This is a genomic window from Enterococcus bulliens, assembly GCF_053761865.1.
Window position 1 is genome coordinate 174,257 of sequence record NZ_JBSMXK010000001.1, and the last position, 24,554, is coordinate 198,810.

Below are 24,554 nucleotides of genomic sequence, written 5' to 3' on the forward strand. Positions count from 1 at the left end.
ATCAATACATATAAAAGAAGCTATCCTTGCTTGAAGGATAGCTTCTCAATGTAGTGTACGAACCAAATATACCTCATCGCAAAACCCTTTAAGTGCATTGACGATTCTTTGTGCCCGAGATTGCTTTTGGCATAATGCAAAAACAGTCGGTCCACTTCCACTCATCAAGGCAATATCCGCACCATAACTCATCATTCGATCTTTGATTTGTTGCACAACGGGATAACGAGGAATCGTGATGCTCTCTAAACTATTTCCCATCGAAGCAACCATTTCAGCATAATTTTGCTGTTCGATCGCTTGCTTCAAGCGCGACATATCAGGATGATGGAGTTGCTCTAACTCTACTTGCTGAAAAATTTTACGCGTCGATACACTGATCTTGGGCTTAACAAGTACAACCCAACTTGCTGGCATCGAAGGTAACGTCTGTACGATTTCACCTTTTCCTAGAATGTGAGCTGTTGATCCATGTAGGCAAAACGGTACATCTGTTCCAATTTCGACACCAATTTGAATCATTTCTTCCATTGAAAGATTTAAGTCGAATAAACGATTTAAGCCACGTAATGTTGCAGCACAATCTGAACTACCACCACCAAGTCCAGCTGAGACAGGGATCGCTTTTTGAACAGAAATTTTAACACCATCAGTGATACCATAGCGTTGCTTGATTTTTTCTGCTGCTTGGTAAACATTATTGCGCTTGTCTAAAGGTAAGAATGCTTTATTGGTTTCCAATATGATCTTATCTTCATCCAAGCATTCAAATGTTAAACGATCAGCCAAATCTACACTTGCCATGATCATCTCGAGTTCATGATAACCATCCGTTCGCTTATATAATACGTCTAGTCCGAGATTAATCTTCGCTGGGGCCTTTTCGAAAATCTCCATATACCTCACCTTATTATAGTTTCTATTTTTTCTATCATATCAGATTTTTCAAAAACTATCTCAATTTAAGTTGTATTTCTTATCAATTCCTTGTATCCTCAAAATTAATAACGCTTTCATATTTTTAAATAAATCCTAAACATGTCTAGACAAGTAAGAAAAAGTGCACTAAAATCAGAGCAGAAGCCCCACCTTAACAGGAGATTACTCATATATCGGTCTTGCTCTTCATTTGAATGGTAGATCTGTCGGTAGTTTTGTTTCAAAAAGGAGAAATAGAGTGAATAAATTCAAAGAAATATTTTTAGATCTAGAACAAAAAATATTAGCTAATGAATATCCCGCACACACCTTGTTGCCTAGTGAAAATCAGCTAATTAAACTATATGGTGTTTCACGTGAGACTGTTCGTAAAGCTTTACAACTTTTATTAAATGCAGGTTATATCCAAAAGAAACAAGGAAAAGGATCTATCGTACTCGACACAAACCGGATGGATTTTCCAATATCTGGTTTAGCGAGTTATAAAGAATTACAAGATGCTCAAAGTATTCCAAGTGAAACCAGTGTAGTTGAGATCACACTAACAAAAGTTTCCAAACGGATCCACGAAGCAACAAACTGGCCTCTAGACGCTCCTGTGTGGAGATTGATCCGCCAAAGACGTATCAATAAAGAAGTTGTTATTTTAGATAAAGACTATCTATTACAAAGTATCATTCCTAATGTTTCTTTAGAACAAGCTGAGGAGTCGATTTATGATTATTTTGAGAATGAATTAAACTTATCTATCGCTTTTGCTAGGCGTGAAATTACAGTCGATCCTGTCAGTAAAGAATTCCGTTCATTGATGAATCTTCATCCAGAAGATCAAAATGTCATCACGATCCGTAGTCTAGTGTATCTAGATGATTCACGTTGTTTTGAATATACCGAATCGATTCATCGCTTAGATCGCTTTAAATTTATTAATTATGTCTATCGTAAAAAAGAATAAAAAAATCTCTCAACTTTTCAGTTGAGAGATTTTTTTATTTAGCATAATCAGTAGCGCGTGTTTCACGAATCACAGTAATTTTGATATGACCTGGATAATCCAAATCATCTTCAATTTTCTTACGGATGTCTCGTACCAAGCGTACTGCTTCTAAATCAGAAATTTCTTCTGGTTTTACCATTACACGTACTTCTCGCCCTGCTTGAACTGCAAAACTTGAAGCTACTCCGGCAAACCCATTTGAGATATTTTCTAGATTTTCTAGGCGACGGATGTAGTTTTCTAACGATTCACTACGAGCACCTGGTCGAGCAGCAGATAGAGCATCGGCTGCTGCAACTAATACAGAAATAACCGAAGTTGCTTCTGTATCGCCATGATGGGATGCGATTGCGTTGATAACCACAGGGTTTTCTTTGTATTTTGCCGCTAACTCAGCACCGATTTCAACGTGAGAACCTTCAACTTCATGATCTAAAGCTTTACCGATATCATGTAGGAAACCAGCTCGCTTAGCCAACTGTACATCTTCACCGATTTCAGCAGCTAAAACACCAGTTAGGCGTGCTACTTCGATTGAGTGATTTAACACATTTTGACCGTAACTCGTTCTAAAACGTAAACGTCCCATGATTTTGATCAAATCAGGATGCAACGTATGTGCACCAACTTCAAAGGCTGCTTGTTCACCATATTCACGAATCCGTTCGTCCATTTCTTTACGCGATTTTTCGACCATTTCTTCGATACGCGCTGGGTGGATACGACCATCTTGGATTAATTTCTCCAAGGTCATTCTAGCGATTTCACGACGAATTGGATCAAACCCTGATAACACGACCGCTTCTGGGGTATCGTCGATAATCAAATCGATTCCCGTTAATGTTTCTAGCGTACGAATATTTCGTCCTTCACGACCAATGATACGACCTTTCATCTCATCATTTGGCAATGTTACAACAGATACTGTTGTTTCAGATACTTGATCTGCTGCACAACGTTGCAATGCTAATGAAAGTAAGTTTTTCGCCTTACGATCGGCTTCTTCTTTTGCTCGTTGTTCTGATTCTTTGACCATTATTGTTAATTCATGAGTCAACTCTTCTTCCGTCGACTTCATGATCACATCTTTTGCTGCTTCTTTCGTTAATCCAGCAATACGTTCTAACTCTGTTTGCTGAGTGGTAATTAATTCTTCGACCTTCTGTTCTCGCTCATCAATTTGAGATTGTCGCTCACTCACTCGTTGCTCTTTTGCTTCTAATGAATGTTCTCGTTTTTCCAAAGAATCATCTTTTCGATCAAGTAGTTGTTCTCTTTGTAGTAAGCGATTTTCTTGTGATTTTAATTCAAGTTTGCTTTCTTTCAACTCTCTTTCAATCTCGGACCGATGCTGTTGATTCTCTTCTTTTGCTTCTAGTAACATTTCTTTTTTCAAGGTATCTGCTTCTTTTCTTGCTTGTGCAAGAATTGCGGATGCCGACTGTTGTGCATCGTCTAATTCTTTTTGTCGACGCGCATTAGACTTCACCATCGCTAGTAACCCTAAACCAAGACCGACAAATAAACTGAGGATAGCGAGGAGAAGTATCAGCATTGTGCTCATCGAATCACCTCCAACTATCTTATTTTTTACTATGTTTGTAGTTTTTTGATAAACTATTTTTGATTGTTAGTATCAATATGCCTACTTGCATATGTGCATGTCGCACAATTTCATTCTAAAGGCTTAAGTAAAGAGTGTCAACTTAAAAAGGAGGAAACAAGAGTTTACTTCCCTAACTAAATAAAGCGATTTCTTTGGATTATAAAAAAAGACTTAACTTATTCGATAAGTTAAGTCTTTGAACGTTTATTCTGCTTCTGTTTCCACAGCAACCTCTTCAACTAACGTTTCACCTGTACCAATCCCATATGCATCACGAACACGTAAAGAAACTTCTTCGACCATCTCAGGATGCTCTTTCATGTATTGCTTCACATTTTCACGACCTTGACCGATACGATCTCCTTTATATGAATACCAAGCACCACTTTTATCAATAATATCCATTTCAGCCGCCATATCAAGTAATTCACCTACTTGCGAGATTCCCTCTCCATACATGATGTCGACTTCGGCAATTCTAAAAGGTGGTGCTACTTTATTTTTAACAACTTTGATCTTAGTACGGTTTCCGATAATATCAGTACCAGATTTCAACTGCTCTGCGCGACGTACTTCTAAACGAATCGTTGCGTAGAATTTCAACGCACGTCCACCAGGTGTAGTTTCAGGATTGCCAAACATCACGCCGACTTTCTCACGGATTTGGTTGATAAAAATCGCAATTGTTTTTGTTTTGTTGATTGATCCAGATAATTTACGTAAAGCTTGTGACATCAAACGAGCTTGTAGTCCTACGTGTGAGGCACCCATCTCACCATCGATCTCGGCTCTTGGTACTAATGCAGCTACCGAGTCAACGACAACCATATCTACTGCACCACTTGATACTAAGGCATCTGCGATTTCTAAACCTTGTTCACCTGTATCCGGCTGTGAAAGTAATAGATCATCAATATTTACACCTAGATTTTCAGCATATTTAGGATCTAGTGCGTGTTCAGCATCGATAAAGGCAGCAGTACCACCATTTTTTTGAACTTCGGCAATTGCATGTAAAGCAACTGTTGTTTTACCAGAACTTTCTGGACCATATACTTCAATAATTCGTCCACGAGGATATCCACCGACACCTAGCGCAACATCTAAAGCCAGTGAACCACTTGGAATTGTGGAAATCTGTTGATCTACTTTTTCGCCAAGTTTCATAACGGCACCTTTACCGAAATTCTTTTCAATTTTTTTCAACGCAGCATCTAAGGCTGCTTTACGATCATCTGCCACTAGACAATCCTCCCTTTTCTTTTGCTTCTATTATATAATCATAGCCTTTATAACTTAAAATTGCAAGAAAAAGCGAACAAATATTCGCCTTTTTCTATTTTCTTAAGATTTCTTTTCTGAGTAGATCAAATGCTGCCATAACAGCATTTTGACGAATCGATTGACGATCTCTGGGGATATAAAGTTCTTTAACAAAGGTTTTTTCAGGAGTCGCTAAACCAATATAAACTGTACCAACTTTTTTATCTTCAATACTAGTTGGACCCGCTACACCAGTTAGCGCTATACCATAATCAGCAGCCGATTGTTTACGAATATTTTGCGCCATTTCGTAAGCACAAAACTCAGAAACTGTTCCTTCTTGTTCAAGCTGCGTTTCATCTAGATGCAACAGATCGATTTTCATCTGTTTTGTATAAACTACAACACCGCCTTTAAATACTTCAGAAACACCCGAGATATCGCCTAAGGTCGCTTGTACTAAACCTGAAGTCAAACTTTCTGCAACAGCTAGTGTTTGTTGTCTTTTACTTAACTCATCAACGACGACTTTAGCTAGCGAATTTTGATCGCCATACCCATAAAAGTAGTCTCCTACCCGAGCTAAAATAGTTTGCTCTAATTGATCCAGTAATACTTCTCCATTTTTGGGTGAATCGGTTTTAACTGTTAGACGTAGTGTAACTTCGTTTGGTTTGGCATAAGGAGCAACTGTTGGATTGGATTGCCCTTCGATCAAATCTTCTAATTCTGTCACTAAACGCGATTCTCCAATCCCATAAAAGCGTAATACACGTGAAAGTAAATGATCTTTTTGTAAAAATTGTTTAGCAATCAATGGAAGTGCATGATTGTAGACCATTGGTTTTAATTCATTAGGCGGTCCTGGAAACAGTAAATAACTTGTTTGAGTCGTTTCATCTTTATATAGCATGCCGACTGCTAGACCCGTTTCGTTCTCTAAAGGAATCGCTCCTTCAATAATCAATGCTTGTAATAGATTATTTTCAGTCATCTCTTGATTACGTTTAGCAAAAAAATCAACCAGTTTTTGGTAACCTTTTTCATCTTGCACTAATGGTTTGCCAACATGTTTTGCGACTACTTGTTTCGTAAGATCGTCTTTGGTTGGTCCTAATCCACCACATAACACGACCAAGTCACTACGACTTTCTGCAAGCGATAATAGTTCCTCTAAACGTGCTTCATTATCTCCTACTACACTTTGGTAATACAAATCGATTCCTACATTAGCTAACTCTTCAGCAAGAAATGTCGCGTTTGTGTTGACGATTTGCCCCAAAAGTAATTCTGTTCCTACTGCAATAATTTCTGCTTTCATATTCGCTCCCCTAACTTTAAATACGCCATTTTGGCTTATTTACAAAATAAAATAGACTATAAGTTTAGTCTTCTGATTACATTATAGCTCAAACAGAATACTTTCCTATTTGAAATGCTTTATCAGATAAACTACCCTTATAGTCTATATCTTACATAGATCCTTTGAATACTGCTGTATTTTTGGCAAAATAATCGATACCTGAATAGATCGTAAAAATCAAGCATGCATATAGCATGATTTGATCAACAGGTAGACCAATATAGACAAACGGCCAATTATTGATCAATAATAAAATAATCGCGACCATTTGTGTAGCTGTCTTGACCTTTCCAGGCCATGCTGCTGCCATTACTTCGCCACCTTCAACAAGTAGTAAACGCAAGCCTGTAACAGCTAACTCACGACAAACAATAATCGCCACTACCCAAGCTGGTGCTTTAGCAAGCGCAACAAGCATAATAAAAGCAGTCATCACGAGCATTTTATCTGCTAATGGATCTGCAAACTTGCCAAAATTCGTTACTAGATTTCTAGCACGTGCAATATAGCCATCCAGCCAATCAGTGATACTTGCCACGGCAAACAAAATAGCAGCCACTAAATGTGTTACCGGTAGATTCAGTGACTGTACAGCAATAGTTCCCCAGTCGAAAGGAATAGCTAATACTACAATAAAGATCGGGATCATAATGATCCGTAGCACGGTTAATTTATTAGGTAAATTCACAAGTTTACTCCTCTTTCTTAACAATTAAAGATATGAAATATTTAACACAACATTTTTTTGTAATGCCTCAAATTTAGGATCATTGAAATCGATCGCCTTTTTGTTTGCTTGGACTTCAATGTACTCACTAGCACCCAAAATCAATGTCGCAGTCGAGGTTCCTTCTGGTAAGGCAAATTCTTGAGTCACACCGTCTTCAAATGTATATTGATAGGCATAATCATTATTGATCATGACTCCCACCCAACAGCGACCACCTTTTCCCTTAAAAGTTAAGGTCAATGGTGCTTTAGCTTTCGTGATATTTATGGTTGCTTGTGCTTGTGTTGACGTCACACGTTCGATTTTCATAGCATCTGTTTCTTGTTTTTTGCTTTCCGTTGTACTTTGCTTTGTGCTCTCTTTTGTACTTGCTTTCGTCGCTTCGCTCGATACTGAAGACACTTGATTGTCTACAGCAACAGATGAGCTCGTCTGATTAATTGCAGGGCTTGCCTTACGGTCAGACCATGTCATATAAAAGACCACAGATAAAACGGTCATCGCAACCAATCCTAATAAGATCATTGGTAAAAAATCCATCCATGTCTTTTTCTGACGTTCTGCGACGTGTTGAGCTTTACGCGACCCTTGAATTGTTTGCGGCTGTTCACGTTGTGGCATCACCGTTTCTGGTGGCAACTGACCTTCATATAGATGAACCAAATGTTCTCCATCTAGATCTACAGCTGCTGCGTATTGTTTAATAAACGAGCGAATATAAAATTCACCCGGTAATGCCTCAAATTGACCTGCTTCTAATGCTTCTAAATATCGTTTTTGGATTTTCGTTTTTTGCTGTAACCCATCGATTGTTAAATTTTTATCTAAACGGGCTTCCCGCAATCGTTCACCAATCAAAATCTCATTGCTCACTCGTCCATCTACTCCAGTCTCCATACGATTTTTTCTGATTGTTTCCCTATTAAAGATACCACAAATCAATTGTAACTTGTGTAGAAAAATTAGAGTTTACACTTTTTTTAAAGGCTACTCTTTCTCTAAATCTTGTTGAGGGATGACATCAAAGCGACTAAAGGCCTCTTTGCGAATAAATGAATGACCTGCTTTAAGAATATCCGCTAATTCAATTTGTTGAATGATTTCTGGGATATCAAATAAGGTAACTGTTTCGTAGAGATCTTGGGTAAATTGATTTGCGATAAATTCAAGCGAATTCAACGATTGGAAAAACTTTCCAAGCAATTTTTTCTTCAACAGTATCAACGCTTCATCATTCACCGCTTCACTTGTATCAAAAGTCAGCAAAATTTTTCTTATCGCATGCTCAAAATCATCTGCTTGATCGGTATCACTAGAAAAATCAGCAAAATAAAAGCCCCGATCGATCGTCAATTCAAAACCAAATGTATCATCGATCACTCCTTCTTGGTACAATTCTAAATAATTATCAGATGTGTTGCCCAATAAAAGTTGGAAAAGCAATTGTAAAGACAGTCTAAATTTAATTTTTTCAACTTCATCTTCTGGTAAATTTTCAAGCAATCCTTTGATTCCAATCACTGATTTCGTACGTGTGACTGGTAATGCCAATTGAGCAAAAGGTACGATATCTTCATATGTTTCATTTGGAAATTGACGAATAATTGGACGAATTGGTTCAAATTCTTTAGCTTGTTGATTTTGACGAATGCATTCGAGCATTTCATTTGGATCAAAATCGCCTACGATAAATAAGGTCATATTACTTGGATGATAAAACGTGTTATAGCATAGGTAAAGATCTTCAGCTGTAATTTCGGCAATACTAGCAACCGTCCCCGCAATATCAATGTGAAGTGGATGATTTGGAAAAAGATTCCCGATGATTCCGAAAAATTGGCGCCAATTAGCATCATCTTCATACATTTGGATCTCTTGTCCAATAATACCTTTTTCCTTTTCTACCGTTTCCTTCGTAAAATAAGGTTCTTGTACGAAATTTAAGAGTGTCGTTAAATTGTCTTGAACACGATCGCTAGCAGAAAAAAGATAACTCGTTCGAGTAAAGCTCGTAAACGCGTTCGCTGAAGCACCTTGTTCACCGAAAACATGAAAGACATCGCCATCTTCTTTTTCAAATAATTTATGTTCTAAAAAATGTGCGATTCCATCCGGAACGTGTTGAATTGCATCTTTTTCATAGCCAAAAGCACTGTCGATCGAGCCATAGTTTGTACTAAATAAACCATATGTTTTATGAAATCCTGGTTTTGGTAATAAAAACACTTTTAGACCGTTATCTAAAACTTCTTTATATAGTGTTTCATTGATTTGCTGATACTCAATTTTCTCCATTGTGACTATCTCCTTCTAAACAAAAGACCGCATGTAATTCTAGGTTCTTAGCGATTTTTTGAACATCTTTTTTGGTCACAGCCATGATCTCTTTAATCACTTGTTCTTCAGTCCGTTTAGTGTGTGGGAGCCAAGTAGTCAAATATTGCTGTTCGATTAGTGCTTGTACATAGTCTTGAGAGAGTAAGTATTGATTTTTTAACATCTCTTTGGTCTGCATCAATTCTTTTTCACTGATATCTCCTTGTTGAATCGCTAGGAGCTGTTCATGGATCAGCTTCATTACTCGTTCGCGATTTTGACTATCAATCCCTGTTTGGACTGTGACCATACCACGAAATGTATCAATACTACTTGATGCATAATAGGCTAGACTCGCTTTTTCTCGCACGTTAGTAAATAATTTAGAATGCGGAAATCCACCAAATAGACCATTGAACACGGTAAGTGCCATACGTTGTTCAGATTCATAATACACGCCTGAACGATACCCTAAGTTTAATTTCGCTTGTGTGACTGGCTCACGTAAAATGTTTTCTTTGATAATATTGTTTTGCACGACATCAACATATAATTCAGGATGTACGCGTTTAGTAGCTGGAAATTTCCACTCCGCAAAACGTTGGCGTACGCTGTCACTATCGACATCACCCACCACAAAAATATCGATATGATCGTTTTGTAACATTTCTTGATGTGTTTGATATAATTGTGCGGCAGTTAGTGTAGCTAAACGCTTAGCATCACCAAAACTAGGGACTTTTTGCTCTGCGTCCTCACTAAAATATAGTTCTTGTAATTTTAATGAAGCATAGGTTTGTTTATCTTCTGAGATACTTTCTAAATAAGCAAGTAAGTTCTCTTTTTCAAGTAGAAACGTCGCTTCATCAAATGATTCTTGTGTAGTATTAGGCTCAAATAAAATGGTTTCTAAAAAGTCGATTCCTTCTAAAAGTAAGGATTCATCTGCAATATACTTGCCGTTTACTAAAGTCAGCCCCACATTTACTTGGTGAAGATTTCCTTTTTTAGCCACATTAATCCCAAAACTTGCACCATATAATTCAGCAAGTTTTTTACTCAATACCGTCTGTGTAGGATATTGTTTACTATTAGTCTCTAGTAAACTAGTCAATAATGTACGTTTTGTTGCTTCATCAGCTGTATGTCGACTAGTAAAGCGAATAAATAAACGTGTAGTTTTATATTTTTTAGTTGGAATGATTTGTAATGTAATTCCTGACTGTAAGTGTTCCATTCGCTTACCTCTTTTCTATTATTCTTGCTCTTCAGTATAACATAATGCAGAAAGCGAGAAAATTCAGAGGGGTTTAAATGATTTCCTAATTCTTAACTTTTCGTTATACTGAATTTATCAGTTATTTAAAGGGGGCATTTTTCATTGAAAAAAATCTTAGGTGAATTCAAAGAGTTTATCGTTAAAGGCAGTGTACTTGATTTAGCTGTTGGGGTCGTAATCGGGAGTGCGTTTACTGCTATTGTCAAACAAGTCGTTGATGGATTGATTACTCCATTGATTGGACTAATTATTTCATTTATTCCTGGAACTAAAAATGGGAGTTTAGAAGATTCACTCACTATACTAGATGTCAAAGTCAACGGTGTCGTTTTTCAGTTTGGCGATGTCATTAGTGCAATCGTAACCTTCCTTATTACAGGATTTGTCTTATTTATGGTCGTGCGTGCTGCAAATAAAGCCAAAGATTTACGCAATCCAGTTGAAGAAGTCGTAGAAGATACACCAACGGCTGAAGATTATTTAGCCGAAATCCGTGATCTTTTGAAAGCTCAACAAGATGGGCAACTTTACGATCCAAATCATCCTTATGATAAAGAATAACATAAGTGACGTTTGCATAATCAATCTATGCAAGCGTCACTTATTCTTTTGTACTAATTTTCCTTGGATAACGAAGCGTCCATTTGTAGAATAATCCAGATCACAAGTAGACAGCGTTAAAATACGATCATTTTCATCAACTGATACATTTGAAGTATACCAGCTTAATTTTTTTATTTGATTTAAGTACGCAGAGAATTCATTTTCGGAAGAAAATTTAGTTTGAATATAATTAAAATCTGTTGTTGTATCGTAAACAGCAAAAATTTTTACCGTATAACTTAAACTTGGCGTATCGTAATCAAAACTAGGATGTTCTTTAAAAAATGATTCTGCCATATAGGCATCGAGTGCACCAAACATTTGTTGATTTTTCATATAATGACCATATAGTATAGTATTTTGATCAAAAAATTCATTTTGATTACGATAATCTTTAAATACACTTCCAGCAATCGTCTGTTCTTTTTTATAATTATGAGATAAATAAAATTCATTGTCTGTCGTGTGTAATACAGGAAAATCTATCGTTGTTCCAGGAATTGTTAACCATCCGGAAATATCTGGATTGATGTTGTGTAGTTGCTGAAAAACTGGTCGAATTTCTTCGTCTAAAGGGATTGATTGTTTTATTTTTGGTTTCTTATAAATATTTTGCACACTTTGTAACTTTTCTTTATTTTGATGAATTTGCCACTTATATAAAAACAACTGACTACACGAAAAAATCAATACTATATTAGCTATTAACAAAAGAATAATCCGTATACTTTTTTTCGTCATTTTTGGCTTTCCTTTGGTGTGAGAATAACTTGATTTGCCAATTCTTGTTTTAAAAATGGCCAAGAAAATAATTGTTCTATCTTTTCAATCTCTTCTTCTTGTGGTTGACCTTTAAATGCAACCTTGCCTTCTTTCATACCGATCCAATAGTCAGAAAAAAGTAATGCTTGTTGGACATCGTGTAATACCATGACTACTGTGAAATTTCGTTCTTGTTGCAATCCTTTTAATCGGTTTAAAAATAAATATTGATGTTGGATATCTAAATAAGTAGTTGGCTCATCTAAAAAAATATATTCGGGTTTCTGCGCTAAAATAGTAGCTAAGCGAACACGTTGTTGTTGGCCTCCTGACAAAAGCCCAAATGCCGTTTGCTCAAGTTCTAATAGTTGGCAATCCAGTAATGCCTGTTCAATCGCCATTTCATCTTCTGCTTTCAACTTTAAAGATACGCCTTGATAGGGTAATCGTCCCATCTTGACAATCTCTTTTACTGATAAATAATTAGGAAATTGTTGTTGTTGTGGCATGTACCCAATCAATCGACCTTTCTCTTTAGGTGTAAGTTCTGTTAATGATTTATTTTGATACAAGATAGTACCTTTTTTGGGTTTTAACCCTCCGTGTAATAAATTTAAGAATGTTGATTTTCCTGATCCATTTGGGCCGATCAATGTCGTGATCGATTGATCTTGAATTTGTAAATCTGAAATATGCAGCTGAAACGAAGTTTTAGGTGATTGATAGTGTAGTTGCGTTATTTCCAAAATAAAGTTCCTTTCTTTATTAATAAATAGAGTAAAAATGGCGCTCCTAAAATAGCTAGTATTTGATTTGCTGGAATTTCTAACGGTAAAAACAGCGTTCTTCCTATCGTATCTGCTGCTAATAATAAAAAGCTACCAATTAAACTGGCTAAAATCAGTGTACTATAATGATATTGGTTCGTTAAACGAAAGGCAATTTGAGCAGATAAAATTCCTAAAAAAGATAAAACACCTACGTATGCTGTAGTTAACGAAGCTAAAGCAACCGCAATCATCAAACAAATGCTCTGTAATAAAAATACAGGAACTCCCAATCGCTGTAAAAAAGTTTCGTCGAAGCTTAGCAACTTGCTTCTGGAATAGATAAACAAAATCACGATAACCAATAACAAGACAGGAACACCCAATTGCCAAACATCTGACCAATTTTTAGCATTAAAGGAAGAAGTTAGTTCTATAGTCTGTGTCGGATCCGCTAGTTGTGAAATAATTTGATTGATACTATGTAAAAAAGCTTGTATCGCTACACCTGCGATTAAAAAGTAAACCATAGCTGGTTTTTTTTTATTACTAATTTTTAGTAAAAGAAAACAGACTACTAGTCCCATAAAGATCGAAGCGATCGGTGCAAACCAATAAGCAGCTGGAGCAAATAAAATCAAACTGCTATAGCCTAATTGAGCTCCTGAAGAAATACCTAATAGTCCAGCTTCAGCTAAAGGGTTTTTTGTCACAATTTGAAGAAAAACCGTAGAAATACCCAGAGCAATGCCACAGATCAATGTTAATACGATCCTTGGGAAACGTAAAAGAAAAACTACCTGCATTGCTTGAGTTTTCTCCCCAGTAAACAAGCTCACGATATCATTTATTGTTAAAGTTGTACTACCACTGCAAGTAGCAATATAAATCATCACTAGAACCATTATGCTAAATAAAAAAATCAATATATTATTTTTTGTCTCCATACAATAAGTGCTCCATTTCTTCTAAAGCTTGAGTAGCATGTATATCTGCTGTCATGCCAAACAATTCACTATCTAAATCATATACGCGATTGTTTTGAACAGCTGAAAAAGTCTGCCAAATTGGATTTGTTTTAAAATCTTCAGTATACATATCAATAACTTCTTTTGGCATACCATGTGCTGCTCTCAAAATGATATCTGGGTTACTATTTTGTAGATACTCTGTATTTGAAGGCAAGTACTCTGCTTTTTCATTTTTTACAATATTTACACCACCAGCTAAAGAAACTAAATTACCAATATAAGAATGTTCCGTTGCCACTAAATAACTACCTGGAATCCCCATTAAGATCAAAACTCTAACGGGCTGGTGTGTTTGGCTTTCGTCTTTAACCTTTTTCATAGTATCTATAAATATTTGATTTAATTTTTTCGCTTCAGTTTGCCTATCATATGTTTTACCCAACATTGTAACGGCATCCATCATACCTTGAATACTTCTAAAATCTAGAAAATTTGCTGGAATTTTAGCTTGAGCAAATGTTTTGCTTAAGTCTGACTCTAACGTACTGGTTGAATAGACTTGATCTGGATTTAACAAACTGATTTTTTCAATATCAGGACTCATTGGATTACCAATCACTTGAGTATGTTTATATCGAACTGGTAACGTTTTTTTCGTTTCTGGTACTCCAACTAGATCTAGATCTAATCGATCAAATATTTCTGTAGTAGCGACAGTTGTACTGACGATTTTAGGTTTTAAACTAGTTTGTTTATCTTTTATTTTTGTACTTTGGCAACCAGAAAGCAATCCCAAAATACCGAATAAAACAACAAAACAATACGTTATTTTTTTCATAAACTCACACCTTTTTAAAAAGAAACTATCATACGCTATTAGATAGATAACGTATGATAGGATTTTCAATAATTATTTAACTGATTTTTTGCGATAGATTTCAAATACAATGTAGCTAAATGAACCTACTGCAAGAAATATATATACTAAAACAGGCGATTTTGAAGCGTCTGTATGTGGATTTAATTCAGCATAAGTACTATTTGAAGCTGTATTTTCATTACGATTTGCAGTTTGTTGCATTTCTGCTGGACGATCTAATGTATCTAAACCTAATATAGTTTCAGACTCTGATTGAACGGAGCCATCTAATAACGGATTTTTAATGTTATTTACAACAGGAATATTGTCTTGACTCGTATTCGTATGTTTAGTTTGTTCATTTTCTACATCTGACCCTATAGTATTCTCTTCTTGATTTGAACTTAAATCATTAGCAAAAACTAAACGAAAATCATGATCTCCTTGGATATTTAGCGCGTCTAATATATACGTCACGTTCATAAGCACCTCTTTATCTAGTGAAGAAACAAAGAAAGTGAACGTCATTTTTGTAGCTGTATTTTCATTATAAGTTAACGGTATTTTATTTCCAGATTGATCATACAAGAAAAATTTCAAACTTGCTTCACGTGCTACTTTCAAATTATTCAAAGCAATTGTCACATTATATCCATCTTTTACTGCACTAACATTTGCTCTAGATGCTAAATACTGCTGAGCAATCGACAATTCATTCGAATTTTTTTGTAATGCTTGAATACCAACTGTCTGAATTTTTGATTCTGTCGTTGACGGTTCTGTCGTCGATGGCTCCGTTGTTGACGGTTCTGTCGTTGATGGTTCTGTCATTGACGGTTCTGTCGTTGATGGTTCTGTCGTTGACGGTTCTGTCGTTGACGGTTCTGTCGTTGACGGTTCTTCAACTTTTTTTGGATAACTTAATGTAGGTTCTAATTTAGAAATATCTAATGAGATTCGTACTCGATGTGTCATATTCATTGGCCCTGCCTGATAATTCACATACACTAAAACCGGTTTATCCAAAGAATTTACACGCATTTGTGTTGCAAATTCATTTTGATTTTCGTAAATACGTGTCCCTGGAGTTAGATGTTCATTTTCTACTGTACCTAAATTTAAATTAAATTTATTTGTTGCTACAAGGGCGATGTACTTTTCACCGTTTTCTACTTTTACAAAAGCAGATTTAAAAAATTGCTTTGATCCAGATGAAACATCTTCATCTTCTTTTAACACATCAAAAGGTACGCTATACATTCCATCCTTCATTTGACTATTTTTTTCTGGGTAATTATTCGTTTTTATAGCTTTCTCTGGACTCAACATTAATCGTAGTGCATGTGCCATTGAGCGATTGCCTACTTGATACGATACATAGAACAATTGCGGTTTATCTAAAGAATCAATATTTATTTCTGTAATAAATTCAGAGTCATTTTCCATGAGACGTAAGCCCGGAATTTGCTTGTCATTTTCTAGATTACCTAGCGATAGAGAAAATTGATTTTTAGCTAGCAGTGCTACTTTCATCGTTGAGCCGTCAAATTTTAGCCAAGCTTTTTTGAAAAAATTCTGTGCACTAGATGGCACATCTTCATTTTCTTTCCAAAAACTAAATGGTATTTCGTAATTCCCATTAGATAATGCCATGTTCTCAGAATCACTCGATGAATTCTCTTGTGAAACTGTTGGAATTTCAGATACTGGATTTGCAGATACTGGACTTGCAGATACTGGACTTGCAGATACTGGACTTTCAGAACTTATTTGTGTTGAAGATTCTAATAATGAAGTTTCCGATGTCGTACTTACTGATGAATCTTGTGAAAATACGGTGGACTGTCCTGTTGAATTCACAATCATTTCATCAGATGAAGATTTGATTTGATCGCTTTCTGAGGATTCAATTGATTCATTTTTCACAATATCTTCTGAAGAAGATTGTGAAAAAAATTCCGAACTGCTATCCATAGCACTTGAAGAATCATGTGATATAGGTGTTAAAAGTAATTTGAAATTATGATTTCCGTGAATGTTATATTCTGGAACGTCGTACGTTACATTCATCAAAATCGCATCAGATATAGAAGGTACATCAAATGAAATACTCATTATATCCGTACTTTCAGTATAATTCACTAAACTTTTATTATGATCGTTATCATATAGATAAAATTTCAAATTGGTATTCTTGACTGTTTCAATGTCACTAATCCCCACTGTTACATGAAAAAATCCATTTTTTTCTGTTACTGTAGCTATCGAATTTAAATATTTTTGGGCCATTGATTCATTACTACTTGATTCTTGAGAAGTAGAAACACTATAGGATTTAGTCATATTTTGATTCATCTCTGCTGCTTGGACAGTTGATGAAATTGAGTATAGCGCTGTAGAATTTAGCATTAGAGTCAAGGCTAAACTCGTTAAAACACGATAAGTTTTTTTCATAATTATTTAATTCCTTTATTTAGATTTAGTAGTTACTTTTTTACCAACACTTAAACCAACGATGGCTACAATCGCCAACAGACTTAATATTACATACGTTATCGAAGAGTCAGAAAGTCCAGTTTTAGGATTTTCTATACTATTCGTTGTGATCATTGTAGAATTATCCGTTTGTATACTTTGATCTTGTTGGATCTGTTTATCAGTAGTACTGGTTGATGACGTCGTATCTGATTGACTTTTCACTGGTAATGAATCAAATCCTAATTGGACTTTGTATTGATGATGATAATTTAATGAGCTATTTTCGATATCTACTTTAATCGACGCATCGACTTTATCATCTAAATTAGTAGTAGTAAATTGAACAATTCGCGTATTGGTAGAATCATTTTTTTGAATCACTTGCGTTGAATTCCCTACATTAAATTCTGTGATCCAATCGCTATGATTCATTTGCAACTGTATTTCTGCTTGATGATTTTTTACAATCACAGTTGCTGGTTTATCAAAATAATCATTCGCAATAGATGCAGAATCCGTTCCGTTCTCATAGACAGTGTAGTTTACTGAATATGTCCCATCTTGATACTCTGTTGCTTGAACTTGTGAAATAGAAATAAAGAAAATTAACCCCAAAAAAAATAAAATCGGCAAATTGATGATTTTTTTCACATATATCCCCCCAAAAATTTTACACATTGACAAATTATCAACTATTTGTGTGTAGGACATTCTATTGATAAAGATTCTCATTGTCAAATAAAAATGAGGATATACTCATTTCAAATAAACAAATAAATGATAAATATTTATCTATCTTTATTAAATAGAGGTTTTTTATTCTCATCGTATCTTTATTTTAATTCTAAAAAAATGATAGTTACTCTTTATTAATAATTTTTACAAATAGTTATTTTTTTCACAAATTAAAATGAGTAATAAAAAATAGCTCTTACGTAATTTGTAAGAACTACTTTTACCGCTTATGTTAATTGCACGTTAAATTAAACTGCTCTTTCCAAAAATTCAATTTCGACTGTTTTTGTCAAAATATCTGAATAACTATAGGAAACACGTTCAAAAGAATTTTCTTCAGGATCTAAATCTACTACGAATACAGCGGGATATGTCTCTGTTAACACACCACGACGTTCTGTGTGACGCTTTCTACCAGTTTGGGCAACGAGCATCAATTCATAACCGATTTTTCCTTCTAAGTCTTGCTTGATTGTTGCTAAAGTCATTGGCATCATCTTCACCTCAACAAACAGTGTAACATAAATATACCAAACATACAAATTTATCATAATTATTATTTTTTTTCAACTAATTTTTCTTTTTCACCTTATTTTCTTAATAAAGTAGCAAACTTATTTTTATTTTTATTTTATTTACTTGATAACGCACCGTTCGTGCCGGTAAATTTAATTCACTTGCGATATCTGATAACTCTTTTCCTTCTAAAGTTTTCAACAACACTTGTTGCGTTACATAAGGTAGATCATCAATGCAACCATTCAATGCTTCGATAATCAATAAACGATTTAAAGAGTCTTCATAAATTACATTGGGATACAACGAAGTAGCTTCATTCGACACACGATACGTATGTTCTTCTAGAGACGTTGCAAGCTGATCTGTTTGACGTTTGTATGCATTTTGTTTACGTAATTGGCTTTTGATATTATTTTCAAATGTTCGCTTGAAAAATGAGCCAAAGCTAGCTCCTTTACTTGGATCATATGCACATTTAGCTTTATATAGTGAAATGTACCCTTCTTGTGCCCAATCATCCTCATCAAAGTCTTTAATATAGTATTTTTTTCTCATTGCTAAAATTACTGGAAAATATTGACGAAATAATTGAAACAGCTGATCGTTCTCTGTTTGTTCGAATTGTTCGCTATCGGTCATTGCTATCCCTCCTTTTTTTAATTTCCAGAGTATAGCAAAGAAAATACGTAGCGTTTCTCATAAAACTGTTCAATATTTTAGCAAATCATGCACCATCTCTCATTCTATTTGGTGAGCCTTCTGATCTTTGAGTATAATAATAAAAAAGTCTGTAAAGGAGTGCATACATGAAAAAAATCACTATCAATGATGTAGCTCAAAAAGCTGGAGTCTCAAAAACTACTGTATCGCGTTTTTTAAATAATAATTATAACAATATGTCTGATCAAACAAAGAAACGAATCGAAGATGTCATCAAAGAACTAAACTATCGACCCAACAAACAAGCTCAAGCGTTAAAATCGAAACATAGCTACCTGATTGGTGTCGTCGTAGCCGATATTTCTAACATGTTCTCTTCTCTATTACTCAAAGGTATCGGAAATATTTTGGAAAAAAAAGATTATCAAATGATCATTATGGATGCTGCAAATTCTATTACTAGAGAACAAATCTTACTCGAACGTTTGATTGATCAAAATGTTGACGCCATTATCTTACAACCTTCTTCCAGTAAGAGCGTTACCTATCAGTTGCTAAAAGAACGAGGGATTCCAGTCGTCTTAGTTGATCGTGATACTTCTCCTAAACAATGGCCAAGTGTGTTAACCAACAATGAAGAAGCTACAAAAATTTTAGCTACAGAGATCGAGAAGAAAGGATATGAACACATCGTTGTTATGAGTGAGCCGCTAGAAGAAGTTCGAACACGTGCTGCTCACTATCACGTGTTCGAACAATATGTTCACTATTCAAATCAACAGCTTTCTTTAGTTGAATTATCGCAATAACACGAAGTTGAAGAATACCTTTCACATTTATTTCCACTAGCTCAAAAAACAGTACTTTTTGCCTCAAATAGTCGAATGTTGATGCACTGTTTGAAATGGTTAATTCATCACAACATTTCTTTACCAGAACAGCTCGGTATTACTGGCTTTGATGACTGGAATATTACAGAACTGATTGGACCAGGAATTACTAGTATCGAACAACCTTCTTTAACGATTGGCGAAACGGCTGCATCGACTTTATTAGCACAACTATACGATACAGACAAGCAGCACCAAATTATTGTTCCTTCAGCAATTCGTTGGCGTTCATCATTATAAACTTGTGTTATTTTAGAAAAAAAGAACGATTGACTAGCACCCTTATCTATGGGATTAGTCAGTTTAGTTCTTTTTTTTATTTTTGTTTTTTAAAAAATGAAAGCGTTGACATAAAAAGGAAACCGGTTTACTAAAGGAGGAAAATTAAAAATGACGACTACACAGCCAATTTTTTTGAACTTACTAGTATTTGATAGCGAATTTAAAAATGGAGCGACTCAACTCGAACTTGTTGAACAAGCTTCTGATTTAGGATTTGAGCATATAGAGATTCGTAGAGAATATTTTAGAGATTTAAAAAATGAGTTAGCTCCTATTCGTGATATTGCTAAAAGACGAAATTTAACTCTTTTTTACAGCATTCCTGATCAGCTTTATCTTGATGGATATATCAATCCTCACCTTCAAGATTATTTAGAAGAAGCTTTATTTTTAGGAGTTTCACAAGTTAAGTTTACGATCGGTGAATTTAAAAATGATCTTTTAACTCACGAATTGAAAGCGCTACTAAAAAAAGGTATTGCTATTGCGATCGAAAATGACCAAACCGCTGAGTCTGGAAAAATCGCCACGATTGCTTCATTTATGAAAAAAATCAAAGAAGCACAGCTACCTATTGGATATGTATTTGATTTAGGGAATTTTCGCTTTGTCGATGAGAATGAACAAGACGCACTTGATTTATTAGCTTCTTATGTTACTTACTTACATTTGAAAGACGTCACTTTCCATGAGGATAAACCTGTAGCAACAGATTTAGATTTGGGGGTTATCGATTGGAAACAAGCAATCAATGCCCTACCAGATATTCCGGTAGCCATCGAATACCCTACTCAAGATACAGCTACTATTTTAAGAGCAAAAGAAAAAATCCAGGAGGTTTTAGTTCATGAGTAATCAAACGAAAATCGATCCCGAAACATTTGCATATAACTTTATGAAAACGATTCACCGTCCAGAAATCGAGAAAAAAGATATGGAAGCAGCTGCAAAAGAAGCATTAGCAGCCTATCTATCGGCCTATTACTTGATTCAACAATTTAATACGATCGAAAATGAATTTTTTACAGATCATGATGCACGACCACGATCAAGTTATCAACGGATTTTAAGTGAACTAAATAACTATTAGGGAGGCATAGACTCATAGGTGGTGCAATTACTGGAATATTACTTGCCATTACATTTATCGTTTTTGTCATTTATGCAATGAAGGGTGGAAACTTGACAGTCGGATTCTTTACTATGGCCGTTTTATGGACCATTATCGGAATGGTTCCTTTTCAAACAGCAATCAAAGAAATCTTTACTGATCCTGTTTTAAATTATGGAAAAACAGCTGCTTATATCATTTTCGGATCTTGGTTTGGCCGAGTACTAGTTGATACAGGAATCGCTGGTAGTATCAGTCGTCGAACTGAAAAAGTTGGTAAAAAAAGACCTGTACTTGCTTCTATCTTGATTGCAATCGTTATTGTACTGATTTTTACTAGTTCGTATGGTGTTGGGTCAGCGATTGCTGTTGGTGTGATTTTATTCCCAATTATGTTTTCTATCGGTGTTCCAAAGCCGATTGCTGTTTCTGTTTTTACTATTGCCATCGGCGCTGCAATGTATGTCAATAATGTCTTATTTGTTCAATTCCAAGTTTTCTTCCCAGAAGTTGCTTGGGGACCACATTACCAACGATTTGGTTTCGCTGCGATGTTTGTTCAATTGGCTGTATTGATCGTCTTTATTTTATTCAATGCTAAAAAAATTCGTAACGGAATCCCCGTAATTGTTGAAAGTGACTTTAAAGACACTACTTTAGACGTTCCAATCTGGACATATATTCTCCCGATTTTACCAGTCGCACTTAGTATTTTTGCTAAATGGGATGCTATCCCAGCTCTACTCTTTTCTACATTACTTGCATTTTTGACGACTGGAAATATGAGAAATTATAAACGTTTCGTTACGATGATGAATGATACTGCAAAGTTAGCAATCAGCGACATTGCTGGACTATTGATCATGCTGTTTGTGTTAACTATGTTCCAATCAGCTGCGATTCATGCAACTTCTAGCTTTACTGAATTGTTCCAACAAATCATTCCAAATAGTAAATTACTCTTGATTATCATCGCCGCAATTATTGCACCTCTATCTTATTTTAGAGGCCCATTGATGCTATACGGTACTGGAGCAGCTACAGCAGCTATTTTAGTAAGCACTGGTTTATTTAATCAATATTTCTTATACGGATTGTTAGTGGTTCCTTCTATGATGGGTGTTTCTGCTTGTATTACTCAATCTTGGAATCTATGGTCAGTTCAATACGCTAAATTAGACACGAAGACTTTCTTACTAACTGGACTACCTTGGGCTTGGGGAGCAACAGTGATTAACTTATTTGTAGCCTATATTTTATTATAATTAGAAAAGGGGTAATTATCATGACAGAATTTTTAACTATTGGGGAACCTATCGCATTATTCGGCTCTAAAGAAATCGACCGATCGCTAACGGATGCTACACAATTTCAAAAGTTTTTAGCAGGTGCTGAAGTCAATGTAGCTGTTGGCGTTTCACGACTTGGTCACACTAGTACGTATATCTCTCAAGTGGGTAAGGATCCTTTTGGTGAGTTTATTATCAAAGAACTTAAAAAAAATCAAATTGATACCTCCCTTGTAGAAGAAACTTCTGATTACTGGACTGCTTTTCAGCTAAAAGATCGAGTAAGTTCGGGTGATCCTAGTATCTTCTATTTTAGAAAAGGTTCAGCTGCTGCACATTTTAATCAAGCAATTTTAGAAAAAATCGATTTTTCAACATTAAAATTCGCTCACTTATCTGGGATTTTTCCTGCGATTTCACAACAAGCATGTCAAGCATTTACACATTTAATCGAATTACTCGCGCACCATAATATCCCAACGACCTTTGATCCAAATTTGCGACCACAACTTTGGGAGAGTACTGATAAAATGCGTGATACGTTAAATTATTTGGCATCATTTGCGACGATTGTTTTACCAGGTATTAATGAAGCCGCTATCTTGGTAGGTAGTCGTGATCCTGATACGATCACTGATTTTTACTTAAACAATGGTACTGCTACAAAAACAGTTATTGTCAAATTAGGTGAAGATGGCGCATTTGTTAAAACCAAAGATGGTGAAAGATTTACTGTTCCAGGCTTTTATGTCAAAGAAGTGATCGATACGGTCGGGGCTGGAGATGGATTTGCTGTAGGTTTGTTAACTGGTTTGATGGAAAACCTTTCATTAAAAGAAGCAGTGATCCGTGCAAATGCAGTCGGTGCTCTAGCAGTACAATCAGCTGGCGATAGTGATGGCTATCCGACGCAAGAAGAGTTAGCACGATTTCTAACTGCACAAGAGGTTCAAATATGAAACTACAAGTAGCGATCGATCGAATTTCTTTAAATCAAGCAAAGCAATTAGCTAAAGAACTAGATGCTTATGCAGATGTAATCGAACTAGGAACCTCTTTAGTTAAAGATTATGGAAATTTAGCCATTTCAACTATAAAAGAAGTCTGTGAGCATGCAACATTATTAGTAGATAGCAAAACGATTGATGAAGGAGAGTACGAATTCACACAAGGATTTAAATATGGAGCTGACTACATCACGGTGATGGGAGCTGCTTCAGTCGATACTCTAGAAACCTGTTACGCAGTCAGTCAAGCATATCAAAAAACAATGGTCATCGACTTATTGGAAGTTACTGAAGAAAAAATCACACGAATCACACAATTCGATAAAGCTATCTATGCACTTCATCATTCGATCGATCGAAAAGATTGCTTTGATGCTGTTGCTATAGTCAAACAATTTAAAGAACGTTTTCCTACTATCAAACGTTTAGCGATCGCTGGTGGAATCGACTTAAATACTGCACAAAAGCTACAAGAACAAGGCAGTGTCGAACAAGTTATCGTAGGTTCAGCTATTACTAAAGCAACCGACCCAATAAAAGCCATTCAAGAATTTAAGGAGGTCATTTCCAAATGATAAACGTACAGGTAATGAACGAAATCAATCAAGTCATGCAAGAGGTTTCTGAAGACCAACTAGAAAAAGCAATGGGATTATTTGATAAAAATACACGCATTTTTATTACAGGTGCGGGCCGTAGCGGATTTCAAGCCAAAAGTTTTGCGATGCGTTTAATGCACATTGGATATACAGATTTTGTGATCGGTGAAACAATTACTCCATCGATCCGAAAGGGTGATCTTTGGGTTGCGATTTCTGGATCAGGTACAACTTCTGGTATTGTAAAAGAAACTGAATCAGCTAAAAAATTAGGATTGACAATTTTAGCGATCACAAGCGAGCCAAACTCCCCTCTTGCCAAACTAGCTGATCATTTTTTGATCGTTCCTGGTGCTACTAAGACCGGTTCTGGAATCCAATCGATACAATTACTTTCGACTTTATTTGATCAAACAGTCCATATTACGCTAGATATACTTGCTTTAATGATCGCAAATAAAGATCAAACCTCAAATGAAGAGGCGCTTAGTGAACATGTTAATATCGAATAAAAAACTGAATCAAACTT

Annotated in this window: 25 protein-coding genes and 1 pseudogene; 10 read left to right on the forward strand and 16 right to left on the reverse strand. The window is 35.5% G+C overall.

Annotated features, from left to right (window positions below; genetic code table 11):
• Positions 1-45: 45 nt before the first annotated feature.
• Entirely contained in the window at positions 46-897 is an 852-nt protein-coding gene (gene ispE, locus ACWOEC_RS00920) for a 4-(cytidine 5'-diphospho)-2-C-methyl-D-erythritol kinase (protein ID WP_455305432.1), read from the reverse strand.
• A gap of 280 nt (positions 898-1,177) precedes the next feature.
• Here ispE and treR point away from each other — a divergent pair, with 280 nt between their 5' ends.
• Entirely contained in the window at positions 1,178-1,894 is a 717-nt protein-coding gene (gene treR / locus ACWOEC_RS00925) for a trehalose operon repressor (RefSeq protein WP_297077841.1), read from the forward strand.
• 34 nt (positions 1,895-1,928) lie between these two features.
• Here the strand turns inward: treR and rny are convergent, their stop codons facing one another.
• The 7 genes from rny to yfmF form a co-directional block, all read right to left on the reverse strand.
• Positions 1,929-3,500 carry a ribonuclease Y gene (gene rny / locus ACWOEC_RS00930; protein ID WP_297077839.1) on the reverse strand — a complete coding sequence of 524 codons (1,572 nt, stop codon included), beginning with the start codon at positions 3,498-3,500 and terminating at the stop codon, positions 1,929-1,931.
• 246 nt (positions 3,501-3,746) lie between these two features.
• The gene (gene recA / locus ACWOEC_RS00935) at positions 3,747-4,784 is read right to left on the reverse strand and encodes a recombinase RecA (RefSeq protein WP_297077837.1); all 1,038 of its coding nucleotides are present in this window, start codon (positions 4,782-4,784) and stop codon (positions 3,747-3,749) included.
• Positions 4,785-4,878: 94 nt separating this feature from the next.
• Positions 4,879-6,126, reverse strand: coding sequence for a competence/damage-inducible protein A (locus tag ACWOEC_RS00940; RefSeq protein ID WP_455305433.1), 1,248 nt, complete (start codon positions 6,124-6,126; stop codon positions 4,879-4,881).
• A gap of 151 nt (positions 6,127-6,277) precedes the next feature.
• A complete protein-coding gene (gene pgsA, locus ACWOEC_RS00945; protein ID WP_297077834.1) occupies positions 6,278-6,856 on the reverse strand; it encodes a CDP-diacylglycerol--glycerol-3-phosphate 3-phosphatidyltransferase in 579 nt (192 codons plus the stop codon).
• Positions 6,857-6,880: 24 nt separating this feature from the next.
• The gene (locus ACWOEC_RS00950) at positions 6,881-7,795 is read right to left on the reverse strand and encodes a helix-turn-helix domain-containing protein (protein ID WP_455305434.1); all 915 of its coding nucleotides are present in this window, start codon (positions 7,793-7,795) and stop codon (positions 6,881-6,883) included.
• A gap of 90 nt (positions 7,796-7,885) precedes the next feature.
• Complete coding sequence (gene yfmH, locus ACWOEC_RS00955; protein WP_455305435.1) at positions 7,886-9,193, reverse strand: EF-P 5-aminopentanol modification-associated protein YfmH; 1,308 nt, start codon at positions 9,191-9,193, stop codon at positions 7,886-7,888.
• Positions 9,180-10,451: an EF-P 5-aminopentanol modification-associated protein YfmF gene (yfmF, locus tag ACWOEC_RS00960; protein WP_455305436.1), complete on the reverse strand. Its 1,272-nt coding sequence runs from the start codon at positions 10,449-10,451 to the stop codon at positions 9,180-9,182. The genes yfmH and yfmF overlap by 14 nt, the downstream gene beginning before the upstream one ends.
• A gap of 153 nt (positions 10,452-10,604) precedes the next feature.
• On the opposite strand from yfmF, the gene mscL reads away from it, so the two are divergent.
• Complete coding sequence (gene mscL / locus ACWOEC_RS00965; protein WP_455305489.1) at positions 10,605-11,054, forward strand: large conductance mechanosensitive channel protein MscL; 450 nt, start codon at positions 10,605-10,607, stop codon at positions 11,052-11,054.
• Positions 11,055-11,090: 36 nt separating this feature from the next.
• Here mscL and srtB read toward each other — a convergent pair whose 3' ends face one another.
• The 8 genes from srtB to ACWOEC_RS01005 all read right to left on the reverse strand — a co-directional run bounded on the left by srtB (position 11,091) and on the right by ACWOEC_RS01005 (position 18,826).
• Positions 11,091-11,837 carry a class B sortase gene (srtB, locus tag ACWOEC_RS00970; RefSeq protein ID WP_455305437.1) on the reverse strand — a complete coding sequence of 249 codons (747 nt, stop codon included), beginning with the start codon at positions 11,835-11,837 and terminating at the stop codon, positions 11,091-11,093.
• Entirely contained in the window at positions 11,834-12,604 is a 771-nt protein-coding gene (locus tag ACWOEC_RS00975; RefSeq protein WP_455305438.1) for an ABC transporter ATP-binding protein, read from the reverse strand. The genes srtB and ACWOEC_RS00975 overlap by 4 nt, the downstream gene beginning before the upstream one ends.
• Positions 12,595-13,572, reverse strand: a complete 978-nt coding sequence (locus tag ACWOEC_RS00980) for a FecCD family ABC transporter permease (protein ID WP_455305439.1) — start codon at positions 13,570-13,572, stop codon at positions 12,595-12,597. The genes ACWOEC_RS00975 and ACWOEC_RS00980 overlap by 10 nt, the downstream gene beginning before the upstream one ends.
• The gene (gene isdE, locus ACWOEC_RS00985; RefSeq protein ID WP_455305440.1) at positions 13,556-14,434 is read right to left on the reverse strand and encodes a heme ABC transporter substrate-binding protein IsdE; all 879 of its coding nucleotides are present in this window, start codon (positions 14,432-14,434) and stop codon (positions 13,556-13,558) included. The genes ACWOEC_RS00980 and isdE overlap by 17 nt, the downstream gene beginning before the upstream one ends.
• A 72-nt stretch (positions 14,435-14,506) precedes the next feature.
• Positions 14,507-16,864 (reverse strand): NEAT domain-containing protein, encoded by a 2,358-nt coding sequence (locus ACWOEC_RS00990; RefSeq protein ID WP_455305441.1) that lies wholly within the window; start codon positions 16,862-16,864, stop codon positions 14,507-14,509.
• A 60-nt stretch (positions 16,865-16,924) separates the two neighbouring features.
• Positions 16,925-17,584: a heme uptake protein IsdC gene (gene isdC / locus ACWOEC_RS00995; protein WP_455305442.1), complete on the reverse strand. Its 660-nt coding sequence runs from the start codon at positions 17,582-17,584 to the stop codon at positions 16,925-16,927.
• A gap of 332 nt (positions 17,585-17,916) precedes the next feature.
• The gene (locus tag ACWOEC_RS01000; RefSeq protein ID WP_455305490.1) at positions 17,917-18,162 is read right to left on the reverse strand and encodes a Veg family protein; all 246 of its coding nucleotides are present in this window, start codon (positions 18,160-18,162) and stop codon (positions 17,917-17,919) included.
• Positions 18,163-18,265: 103 nt separating this feature from the next.
• On the reverse strand, positions 18,266-18,826 hold the full coding sequence (locus ACWOEC_RS01005) for a sigma-70 family RNA polymerase sigma factor (RefSeq protein WP_455305443.1): 561 nt from the start codon (positions 18,824-18,826) through the stop codon (positions 18,266-18,268).
• 167 nt (positions 18,827-18,993) lie between these two features.
• On the opposite strand from ACWOEC_RS01005, the gene ACWOEC_RS01010 reads away from it, so the two are divergent.
• From ACWOEC_RS01010 to hxlB, 8 genes and pseudogenes are all read left to right on the forward strand, one after another.
• On the forward strand, positions 18,994-19,656 hold the full coding sequence (locus tag ACWOEC_RS01010) for a LacI family DNA-binding transcriptional regulator (RefSeq protein ID WP_455305444.1): 663 nt from the start codon (positions 18,994-18,996) through the stop codon (positions 19,654-19,656).
• Positions 19,657-19,716: 60 nt separating this feature from the next.
• Positions 19,717-19,977, forward strand: a pseudogene (locus tag ACWOEC_RS01015) (substrate-binding domain-containing protein); the annotation flags it as partial.
• A 150-nt stretch (positions 19,978-20,127) separates the two neighbouring features.
• On the forward strand, positions 20,128-20,874 hold the full coding sequence (locus tag ACWOEC_RS01020) for a sugar phosphate isomerase/epimerase family protein (protein ID WP_455305445.1): 747 nt from the start codon (positions 20,128-20,130) through the stop codon (positions 20,872-20,874).
• The gene (locus ACWOEC_RS01025; protein WP_297077817.1) at positions 20,867-21,109 is read left to right on the forward strand and encodes a hypothetical protein; all 243 of its coding nucleotides are present in this window, start codon (positions 20,867-20,869) and stop codon (positions 21,107-21,109) included. The genes ACWOEC_RS01020 and ACWOEC_RS01025 overlap by 8 nt, the downstream gene beginning before the upstream one ends.
• A 14-nt stretch (positions 21,110-21,123) precedes the next feature.
• Complete coding sequence (locus tag ACWOEC_RS01030; RefSeq protein ID WP_455305491.1) at positions 21,124-22,395, forward strand: gluconate:proton symporter; 1,272 nt, start codon at positions 21,124-21,126, stop codon at positions 22,393-22,395.
• A gap of 20 nt (positions 22,396-22,415) precedes the next feature.
• Complete coding sequence (locus ACWOEC_RS01035) at positions 22,416-23,378, forward strand: sugar kinase (protein ID WP_455305446.1); 963 nt, start codon at positions 22,416-22,418, stop codon at positions 23,376-23,378.
• A complete protein-coding gene (locus tag ACWOEC_RS01040) occupies positions 23,375-24,001 on the forward strand; it encodes an orotidine 5'-phosphate decarboxylase / HUMPS family protein (protein WP_455305447.1) in 627 nt (208 codons plus the stop codon). Before ACWOEC_RS01035 ends, ACWOEC_RS01040 begins: the two co-directional genes overlap by 4 nt.
• Positions 23,998-24,537: a 6-phospho-3-hexuloisomerase gene (gene hxlB, locus ACWOEC_RS01045; protein WP_455305448.1), complete on the forward strand. Its 540-nt coding sequence runs from the start codon at positions 23,998-24,000 to the stop codon at positions 24,535-24,537. The genes ACWOEC_RS01040 and hxlB overlap by 4 nt, the downstream gene beginning before the upstream one ends.
• The last annotated feature ends 17 nt before the right edge of the window (positions 24,538-24,554 follow it).